This window comes from Burkholderia sp. Ac-20379 (assembly GCF_017104645.1).
Lineage (GTDB): Bacteria > Pseudomonadota > Gammaproteobacteria > Burkholderiales > Burkholderiaceae > Burkholderia.
In genome coordinates this window covers 1-2,092 of sequence record NZ_JAAGPF010000628.1, presented here as the reverse complement: position 1 = coordinate 2,092, position 2,092 = coordinate 1, and the positions used below count along the sequence as shown (strand labels likewise).

At 67.2% G+C, this 2,092-nt stretch carries 1 protein-coding gene and 2 pseudogenes; all 3 read right to left on the bottom strand.

Features of this window, described 5'->3' with window-relative positions:
• Positions 1–257, bottom strand: a pseudogene (locus G3N92_RS33375) (hypothetical protein); the annotation flags it as partial.
• Positions 258–478: 221 nt separating this feature from the next.
• Positions 479–1,333, bottom strand: a complete 855-nt coding sequence (locus G3N92_RS33370) for a flagellin (protein WP_206131767.1) — start codon at positions 1,331–1,333, stop codon at positions 479–481.
• A gap of 154 nt (positions 1,334–1,487) precedes the next feature.
• A pseudogene (locus G3N92_RS33365) lies at positions 1,488–2,092 on the bottom strand (hypothetical protein); the annotation flags it as partial.

Here is a 2,092-nt window from a genome sequence, read left to right as displayed (position 1 = left end):
ATCCGGCCATCGCCGGCGGCATCGCCCGCCGAGCCGCGCGGCACGCCCGGCTCGGCGTCGCGGGCCGCCACGAAGGCGCGCCACGGCGCATCGTCGCCCTTCTCGGCAACGACGGCCGAAACGCCGGTCACGTCGAGCGCCGCGCCGTGGCGGCGGTTGAAACGCGCATGCAGGTAGCGTGCAAGCCGCTGTTGCAACGCCTGATGGAACGTGTCGAGCAAGTGAAACGGCCGGCCGAGCGTGCAGGAATCCAGCACGACCGGCGACGGCCTGTCCGTCGATCGACGGAGTGGGGAGGAATGCGTGGACAAGAGAGGATCCCGATAAACGAATGCCGTCATTTTCGGGACGAAGACACGACCGTGCGACAACTCTAAAGGAAGTCTAAACGCGGCACGCGGGTGACCCCGTCCGGCCGGAACGCCGCGCGGGGAGCGCGGCGGCCGTCGGGGATGCAACACGGCTGCGGAGCCGATCCTTACTGGATCAGCGACATCACCATCTGCGTCATGCTCGAGCTTTGCTTGAGCATCGCCGTGCCGGCCTGCATCAGGATTTGCTTCGAGGTCATGTTCGCGCTTTCCGACGCGTAGTCGACGTCCATGATCCGCCCTTCGGCGTCGCCGGTGTTGGTCGACATGTTGCCGAGGTTGTTGTACACGTGCTCGAGACGGTTTTCCGCCGCGCCGAGCGACGAGCGCAGCGAGCCGACGCTCTTCAGCGCGGCGCTGAGCAGGTCGATCTGCGCGTTCGCGTCGGCGGTCAGTTCGGTGCCCGGCGTGGCCGGCGTCTTGTACGCCGCGGTGGCGGCGACCAGCGCGTCGTCGACCGCCGTCAGTTCCTTGCTGAAATCGACTTCCATCGTTTCGGCCGAGCCGGCGCCGATCTGGAAGGTCAGCGCGTTGGCGAGCTTGCCGCCGTTGAGCAGCGTCGAACCGCCGTACGAGGTGTTCGTCATCACGTTCGACAGTTCCTTGCCGAGCGCGTCGTATTCGGCTTGCATCGCCGCCTTGTCGTCGTCGCTCGAGGAGGCGTCGGCCGCCTGCGTGGCGAGATCCTTCATGCGCAGCAGCACGTTGGACACTTCGCCGAATGCGCCGTCGGCCGTTTGCAGCATCGACGATGCATTCTGCGTGTTCTGCATGGCGACGGACATGCCGCGCGTTTGTGCGGACAGACGGGTCGCGATCTGCAGGCCGGCAGCGTCGTCCTTCGACGAGTTGATGCGATAACCGGTGCCGAGGCGCGTCATCGACGTGCTGAGGTCGGATTGCGTATTGCCGAGGGTCTTCTGAATCGACATCGCGGCCGAGTTGGTGTGCAGGCTCAACATGATGAATGCTCCTTGAGATCAGGATGGGTTAGCTCTGTGTCGCCGTCGGTTTCGGTTTCGATTTCCGTACCGGCTACGAGAGAACTGAACGACCCTTCATCGCGATCGATTAAGCGCAGCGGCAAAAAAATATCGCACGGGCGGACCGAAAGCATCACGTGCGTGTCAGCAGCGCTGCGACGCGCGCACGGCTCATCCCCTTCACGGTCGAGGCGACCGACGCAAACACGCCGAACGCGTGATCCTGGCCGAACGACGCGGCGATCGAGCCTGCGGCTTCGCGCGCCTCGCCGCGAACCGATACGGCGTCGCCGACATCCGCCTGCGCGCGATCGAGCGTGCGCTGCACATCGACACGCGCATGCTTGACCTCGTCGATCGCGCGCACGACCTCACGCAAGGTGGCATGTCGCGCGGCGGCGCCATCGATTCGCCACGACGCGGGCTCGATGCCGGCCGGCAGCGCATCGGCCTGCGCGCGGCTCGGGCGGCCACCCGGGAATCGCTTGCCGCCGCCCTGGATCATCATCCGGTCGCGCACGGCGGGCCAGTTCGATTCCAGGGTGGTGAACGTCAGGCCGCCCGCGTCGTCGCACGCCACACGAATCCCGACCGGCGCAAGCGCCCGGTCGAGGCGATGGGAGAGCGCTTCAAGGGTTTGCCGCCCGACAGCCGCCGGGCCGTTTCCGGATCGCGCCGCGCGGGATGCCGGCCCGCCGCCCGGCGCCGCGTCGTCCTCGGCCAGCGCGCCACCGGCGG

Coding starts and splice junctions, on each gene's coding strand:
- G3N92_RS33370 (WP_206131767.1), bottom strand. CDS start 1,333: ATGTTGAGCCTGCACACCAACTCGGCCGCGATGTCGATTCAGAAGACC.